The following is an 8304-nucleotide window of genomic DNA, read 5'->3' on the forward strand; positions in this document are numbered from 1 at the left end:
AAGCCGCCGCCGGATCACCCGACGCGCCGGCAGGGCCCTCGCCCTCCGTGGCGGCCGGCGGCGTGGGTGCACTGGCCGACGCCAGCGCGCGGCCCTCCGGCGGCGCACCGACGCGTTGCTCCAGCCCATCCATGCGACCGTCCAGGCGCTGCTCCATGGCATGCAGCTGACCGCCGTTGACCGCATCGCGGCTGCCCGGCGCGATCAGGCCGTTGGCCACGTTGCCGAGCACCATGCCGTTGGGCCCGGCGAGGTTGAGCTGGCCCAGGCCATCGCTGCGGGTGTTTGGGCTGTCCTGGAAGACTGAACGTAATTGGTTTTCGACCTGATCAACCCGGGTTCCAGTGGTGATAACGGCACCGTCGAGCGCATTGAGGGCATCACCCAGGGTGTGCTGCGAGCCGCCCTGCACGTTGAAGGTGGGGCCGACGATGTTGCCGTTGGCATCGACATCGCTACCGAGGGTCGCAAGTGCACCGCGGAGCTGACCGACGGTGGCGGCGTCATTGGCGTTGCGGCCGTTGGCTACGTTTACGATACGACGCTTTAAGCTGCTATTACCGATCGAGACAGTTCCCGCTTCATCTGCAAACGATCCAACTCCCAATGCGACACTGCCTACACCGCTACGCGTAACCTGACTAGTGGCGCCAATCGCCAATGCTTCGGAAGCGTCAACTTTCGAGCCACTGCCAACGGCAAGCCCATGGCCGCCTTCGGATGTGACCCAAGAGCCGCGCCCCAAAGCAATAGAGTTGTACCCAGCAGCGTGTGCGTAACTTCCGATCGCGGTCGCACCGTCGCCCGCGGCCGCAGCATCGGCCCCCAATGCCACCCCAAGGAAGGCGGCGTAAGCTGACCGGGATTCATCATCGGAATAGAATGCCATCCAGCGTGATGTATCCTCGATGTTTGCCAGCCTCTCGTTAGTGGCGCTGAGCTGCCTCCCCGAGACTGCATCGGAGCTATCCGATTCCAACCGACCATCGGCGACACCAGTTAAGGTGGCTCCGTTAAAATCAACGACTCGCTCAGAATCTGAATCGGCGGTAATGCTATTTAGGCGAGAGACGCCCTGCGCGCTCTTTATCTGATCGAGATCATTTCGATTGCGTTCGATCTTCTGCTCAGCAGCGTAGAGCTGGCCACCATTGACCGCGTCGCGGCTGCCCGGTGCGATTAGGCCATTGGCTACATTGCCCAGCACCATGCCGTTGACTCCAGCTAGGTTGAGCTGGCCCAGACCATCGCTGCGAGTACCAGGGCTGTCCTGGAACACCGAACGCAGTTCATTTTCGACCTGATCAACCCGGGTACCAGTGGTGATCACTGCACCGTCGAGGATGTTCAATGCGTCCTCTACAGTCCTTTGGGTTCCGCCCTGCATGCGGTAAGTCGGCGCGATAACAATGCCATTCAAGTCCATGCCAGCACCGCCTCCCAAAGAAGCCAAGGACTCGCCCAATTGCGCAACGGTCGTTGCGTCAGTGTCGGCCGTCCCTCGTCCAACGTTTACAAGCCTGCGCTTTGTAGTGAGATTTCCAACTGAAACTACGTCTTTTTCCACCGCTTCCGAGTAAGCGCCCAAAGCCACTGATCCCTCGGCGCCAGCCCTCACTTTCGCGTAAGCGCCCAGTCCAACACCAAAGCCCGCCTCAATATCTGCGCCAGCGCCAAGCGCGAATCCGGCAGTCGCAGAGGCCTGCACAGCGGCTCCACGACCCAGTGCCACAGAGTTCATTGCCAGGGCACTTGAGTAGCTTCCTATCGCAGTGCCCCCCTCCGACGCCATGGATGCCTGCGCTCCATTTCCGACTGCGACGCCGTAGTTTCCGGCCTCCGCTGCCTCTTGATCCGGTTCTCCACCGAACTCGATCAGGGCGCTTTTTGCCTCGATGGCGGCGACGCGCTGGTTGGTGGCAAACAGCTGCCCACCATTCACCGCATCGGTACTCCCCGCCGAACTGATATCGCCCGCTGCCACCCCCCGCACCTTGCCGCCGTCCACATCAATGGAACCGTCGGCCGCATACCGCACCACGCCCTCCAGGTCGGGGTCGAAGTTGTCGAACTCGGAACGCAGGACATCCAGGTCGCGCCGGTTGTCGGCGATGCGGGTGCCATGATCCGCTATCTGCGCCGCATGACTGGACAGCAGATTTCCATTCGCCGTCACCTTCTGATCGATGGCGAATACCTGTTTACCCGTCACCGCATCGGTGCTGGTACTGCTCAGGGTGGCGTCGGCCACGTTCACCAGTTTTCGCTTCAGGCTGGCGTTACCGACGGAGACCTGGTTCGTGCCGCTGGTTACCGACTTCTCGCCGAGGGCGACCGCGTTCTCGTGCGCTGCCTTCGCATTTCCACCCAAGGCAACCGCGAACTGCGCCGTTGCGCCCGATGCACTCCCCACCGAGATCGCATTGGTGCCCACTGCATTGGCGTTGTTGCCCAAGGCAACCGAGGCCACGCCATTGGCCTTGGCGAGGCTACCCATGGCCATGGCAAGATTTCCCGTGGCCGTTGCCTTGTTCGCGTCGCTCACTTCGGCGGCCGTGGCCACCAGATTACCGGTGGCACGCGCCTTGGCCAGGGCGCTATCGGCAGTGGCCTGCGCGCCGGTGGCGGTACTACGGACCGAAGCCACCTCTACGTTGGTGGCGTTGAGCTGCTTGCCGGTCACCGCCTCGGTGCTGGTGGCGCTCAGCGTGGCATCGGCCACGCCGCTCAGCGTGCGGTTGGCATTGGCCTTGTTGCGCACGTCCAGTACGGTGCCGGTGTTCTCACCGCCCAGACGCACGTTACCCGTGGCCGATGCCTGGCTGACCAACCCACCGAGCACGTCCGCTTTGCTCAGCGCACTATCGGCCGTCGTCCTGGCAGCGTCGGCCGTCGTCTGCGCGCTGATGGCGGTGGTGCGGACCGACGCCACTTCCACATTCGTCGCATTGAGCTGCTTGCCGGTCACCGCCTCCGTACTGCTGGTGCTCAGCGCGCCGTCGGCCAGGTTGACGATCTTCCGCTTCAGGGTACCGTTGCCCACCGATATCTGGTTTGCTGCGGTGGTCTGGGAGCCATTCCCCAGTGCCACGCTGCCGGCATGGGCGGCGACTGCGCGGTCGCCAAGGGCTACAGCGCTCTCCGCGCGGGCGCTGGCCAGGTTTCCCAGTGCCGTGGCGTATGAGCCGGACGCCGAGGCCTCGCGGCCCAGAGCGGTCGCCTGGTTGGCGCTGGCGCTGGCTTTATAGCCCATCGCCGTGCTGTGGATGGCAGCCGCATTGGCATCGCTGCCGAGCGCCACCGCGCGGTCACCGATGGCGCTGGCACGCAGGCCGGCAGCTACCGCACCGTTGCCACTGCGACTGAGCGCACCGATGGCGACCGCGCCATTGCCCGTACTCTTCTCGCCCTTGTCGTTCACCCCGGCACGCGCATCAGCGCCCAGTGCTACGCCACTGCTGTTGTACGCCTTCGCTGCAGAACCCAGTGCCGCGCTCGCGGTACCGCCACTGCCCTCGGCCAGGGCGGACTGGCCCAATGCCAGGGCCGCTGCTGCAATGCGTGCGGCAGCTGCATCCGCGGCCGCCTTGGCGGCATTGGCGGTACTGGTGACGGTGCTGATGGTCTGGTTGGTGGCGTGCAGCTGCTTGCCCGTAACGGCCTCGGTGCTGGTGGTACTCAGCGCTGCATCGGCCACGCCGCTGATCTTGCGGTTGGCGCTCGACCTGTTGCGCACATCCAGCACGGTGCCGGTGTTCTCACCGCCCACGCGGATGGCGCTGCTGGCAGACGTCTGACTGACCAGCCCGGAAGCGGCCAGTGCACGGTCGGCGGTCGCCTTTGCGGTGTTGGCGGTGGTGAGCGCGTTCCTGGCATCCGTCCTGACTGCGTTCAGCTGCCGGCCATTGACCACGTCGGTACTGGTGGCATTGACGTTGCCGTCGGCCACATTGACGATCCGGCGCTTGGTGCCTGCATTGCCAACGGAGACAGTGTTGGCTTCGGACGCCACCGAGCCACGCCCCAGTGCCACGGTGCCGTTTGCACTGGTGCGCGCTTCATAGCCGATGGCGACGCCGTCGTACTCCGCCCGCGACCGGCCCCCCAGTGCGATCGCGCCGGTCCAGCCGCCCGTACCGGCGAAGGCGTCCCCGCCGATGGCGATCTTCGAGATGCCTGCGCCTCCATGGGTCGCTGCGCCACTACCGACGGCGATCGAGTTCTGCGTGTATGCCTTGGCGTCGTTGCCCAGCGCGGTGGTACCGATACCATTGGCAACCGCGTTTGCCCCCACACCGGTGGCGTGGTCGCCGTTGGTGATCTGGACGTTGTAGCCGCTGGCGGTGTTGTTGGTGCCCCGGCTTGAAATCAGGTTTCCGTACGCCACCGATTGGCTGCCGGAGAGCGTGGACCGCGAGCCAAGTACCACCAGGTGGTTGCCACTGACAGTGGAGTCGCGGTAGCTGCTGTCGGTGGTCAGTGCCACCTGTCGGACGACGGCATCGGCCAACACGCCGGCGAAGGACCCAGCGGCTGCATCATGGGTTGCAATACGACCGCCAAAGGCTGCCTGCAGCGCCCAATCCTGCAGGACACGGTTTTCCTGCACGTCCTCGGGCGTGCTCCCACTCTCGCCCTCCCCTGCCCACGCACCCGCGGGCGCAAGTGTCAGCGCCAGGGACAGCGCCCCCGCCCGCACCACCTGGCTGGACTTGCCTCTGGCGGCACTCAGTTCGCTGGCCACCACCCAGCATTGCCGCACGGTGGACCATAGACGTCGGTAGACTTTGTTCATCGTATTCTCCTTGATAACGATTGGGTCAGCCCGGCCATTGCATGCGCATGGCAGGGACGGGTTGTTCAGGGGGTGAGGGTGGTGACGTGCTCGCGATAGCCGTCACGGGTGAGCCGATAGCGCAGCTGCACGGTGTGCCCAGGGGCAACGACGAACGGCAGCGATAGCGAGCCGCCGGGGTACAGACTCTGCGAAACGTCGTGCGCGGTGCAGCGACTGCCCTCGCAATCGGCGATGCTGGTGATGCCCAGGCGCAGCGTGCCGTCGTTGTGCAGCGCATCGCCCTCCACCCGCGGCCGCACGGTACCCTCGGCCGGCAACACATTGACCAGCGCACCCCATACCAGGTTCACGCCGATGCTGGCCTGCGCGCCCGTGTCGCCCGCTGCGCTGGTTTCGTCCGGCCCACGCACGCCTTCGAAGTACACGCGGTAGGCCGTTTCTGCTTCCACCGGGTGCAGCGGAATCAGCCGGATCAGACGATTGCCACCACCGGCCAGGGCGAACTTGCCCGGAGTGATCGCAATGGCGGCTTCGCCGGGTTCGACCTCTACCTCATGCTCCCGCTCACTGGCGGGATCCACAATCCGCCGCAGCGAGGCCTGGATGTACTGCGGCTGGGTGGACTGCGAGTAGATGCGGATCTGGGTGCTGCGCTTGCCATCCACCGAAGCCCGCATCGGGTGCACGGTGAGGTTGGCCTGCGCAGGCAGCGCCAGCAGCAGCGTCAGGGGAATCAGGCAGGCGGTGACTCGTTTCATGCGAATTCCTGGCGGGTCAGGGGGTGGTGGTGGGGACACGCAGTTCCACCTGCAGCTCGCCGAAGTAGGTACCGGCCTGCTGGGTGGAAATGGGAACGCGGGGGATATCGAAGGTGATCGGCGTGGGCACGCAGAACACCGGCTGGCGCATGCCGGGCAGCATCACTAGTCGCAGCTGGGCGGTGTCGATGCCATGCAGTTGCTGCTCCACGCCATTGGGCATCCGCACCGTTGCGCCGCTATGGGCGAGGCTGACGGTGTAGTCCAGGCGACGCGTGTCGTCGGTGCCACCGTCGGTGTGCCAGAGCGAGTAGCCGCTGGGGCCGGGGGGATGCCCGCCACGATCGCGCACGGTTACGCCCAGGTACTGCGCCTGTGAGCCGAGGCCGTCGTATAGGCACATATCCAGCACCGTGCGTCCGCCCACGGTCTGCCCGATGGGGTCGTAATCGGCGTTGAGCCGGACCAGCGGAGAAACGTGCTCGAACGCCGGGAAGTAGATGGAGACCGCGTTTCGATCGGTGATGGTGAAGTCGAAGTTGAACGTATAGCGTGCGAGTGAAGTGCCTGAGACTTGACCCTGCAGATCCAGAACGAGAGTAGCGGTCCATTTCCCAGCGACGAGCCGGGCGAGCTCCTCGTTCGGAATAACAAGACTGACACCTACGCCAGCTGACTCGTGGCGACCACAGGTCTCCCTGACAGCCGACCACAATGGCCTGATGGCAATATCCCAGTAGTCTGAGTAGCAGGAAACTCCCGACACCGGCCGCTGCATGCTGCCAAGCAGACGAACATCGGTGCGCATACCCGAGCGTTCCTCTACAACGCCCAGCCGTATCTCACCCGCTCCATCTGCACCTGCAGTCCATCCGGAAGTAGGACAGCTACCTTGACCGGAGTCGGAACTTGAACCACACACGAGGTGGGAAATGCCGTAAGTCTCGGGGGATGTGCTGCTATAAGCCAATATCGTTTTAGGCGCCCACAGTTCGATCTCCCCCGGCATCGCCGAACGATCCCAGCTCATCATGATGTTCTGCGTGGCACTCACCGGGTGGGTTTCCGGCGGTCGCTGCCCCCACGCATTCGGCATCACCGCCAGCAACGCAAGCGCCACGCCCCACACACCACGCCGGTTCATGGCGTACCTCCAGCGGCCGCGGTCTGCGGCACGGCGGCGATCAGCGCCTGTTCCTGCAGCAGGCGGGTGACCCGGGCCTGCTGGCGGATGTCGGCCGGCAACTGGGCCACGTTCAATGGCGTGCACTCGACCTGCCCCACCAGCATCACTACGTTGCGGCGCTCGCGCACCTGCAGCGGGCAGTGCAGCAGGCGGTCGTCCTGCAGCAGGTACAGGGTGCGTTCGCGGCGCGGGAAGTCGGCAACGAAGCCGCCGTTGGCGCCGGTACCGGGCACCGGTGCGTTGAGGATGCGCGCACCGCGCAGCGGGGCGCCGGCGATGTCGCGGGCGTTGCCGATGAAGGTGTAGGTCACCTCGATCGGCACCGGCATCTGCACCAGCCGTCCGGGCGACAGGAACAGCGGCCGTGCACCGCCCACGCCAGTCACCCGGATGGCGGCGTCGCTGGTCAGCGCGCTGGCATCCTGCACTTCGGCACGGTGGGTCTGGTAGGCCGGCAGCGGCAGCAGGCGGCGCTCGCCCAGTGCCAGGCGCTGCCTGCGCAACCCACCCACCTGCAGCTCGGCGGCCACGCCGGTCAGTTGCAGGTCGTCGGTATCGTCCACCTGCACCGCCAGGCCGGCGTCGGCGCCTACGCCGCCCCCCCAGTAGAAGCCACGGCGTCCCAATGCCAGCCCGGAGCTGTGCGTGGCGCTGTAGGCCATCTCGCTGCCGTCGCGCTGCTGGTAATGGGCCAGGGTCATGCCGGTATGGCCGACGCTGTTCTGCACCTGTGCGCTGAGCGCTGCGCTGTAGCGGTCGTTGTTGTTGCCACGCAGGTCCAGCGACGCCTCGCGGTACTGCGTGTCCGCTTCCTGGCGCACGGTCTGGCCAGCGCTGTAGTTGATGTCCGGCCGTTCGTGCTGCGGCTGCCGGACATCAACCCCATAGCGGCGTTGCGCGCTGCCGCGGTCGCCGCGCTGCAGGCGGGTCAGGCTCAGGTTGAGGTAAACGCCGCGGTCGCGGCCGTCGCGCAGGCTGCTGCGCGTGTCCTGCTGCCACAGACCGATGCGGGTGGACACACTGAACGCCTGCCAGCGCTGGACGCGGCTGTAGCTGGCCTGCCAGGTACGGCTGAGCTGCGGTTCACGCGTGTAGCGCTGCTGCCACGGCGGCAGCAGCGGGTCGAGCCCGGCCATCGGATCGTCGACGTCACCCGGCAGCAGCGTGCCGCGGCTCCAGGTCTGCCGGCGGGTATAGGCCACGTAGGCACTGCCCCCGGCAACCGGCATCGCCATCGACGCACTGAGCGAATCGGCGCAGCCCAGGCGGTCGCGCGCATCGTCCTCGAACACGCACGCCTTGCCGCGTACGCGCTGCTGATACAGGTTCCAGGAAGCGCGGCGGCGGTAGGACAGCTGATGCTGCTGGCCGCTGCTGCCGTCGCTGCCCTGCAGGCCGCTGAAGGTGGCGCGGATATCCTGGGTGGCGAACGCATGGCGCAGGTCCACACGCAGCTCGCCATAGCTGAAGCCACCGAGGTCGGCGACGCCGGCGGTGACCGCCGTGGCGCGCCCCAGTGGCAGGCGCAGGCCGGCCATGGCGGCCACTTCGCCATCGAAGCG

4 protein-coding genes are annotated in these 8304 nt (G+C 65.8%); all 4 read right to left on the minus strand.

Annotation, left to right across the window (positions count from 1 at the left end; translation table 11 throughout):
- Positions 1-4795 (minus strand): ESPR-type extended signal peptide-containing protein (locus DBR34_RS16410; RefSeq protein WP_258224022.1); only part of this gene is annotated, 4795 nt, incomplete at its 3' end.
- A gap of 65 nt (positions 4796-4860) precedes the next feature.
- On the minus strand, positions 4861-5556 hold the full coding sequence (locus DBR34_RS16415; protein ID WP_128097588.1) for a pilus assembly protein: 696 nt from the start codon (positions 5554-5556) through the stop codon (positions 4861-4863).
- 16 nt (positions 5557-5572) lie between these two features.
- Entirely contained in the window at positions 5573-6700 is a 1128-nt protein-coding gene (locus tag DBR34_RS16420) for a CfaE/CblD family pilus tip adhesin (protein ID WP_258224023.1), read from the minus strand.
- On the minus strand, positions 6697-8304 hold a 1608-nt coding region (locus DBR34_RS23510), incomplete at its 5' end, for a CS1-pili formation C-terminal domain-containing protein (RefSeq protein WP_258224024.1). The genes DBR34_RS23510 and DBR34_RS16420, both read right to left, overlap by 4 nt.

Source organism: Stenotrophomonas sp. HMWF003 (genome assembly GCF_003061285.1).
Lineage (GTDB): Bacteria > Pseudomonadota > Gammaproteobacteria > Xanthomonadales > Xanthomonadaceae > Stenotrophomonas > Stenotrophomonas maltophilia_AP.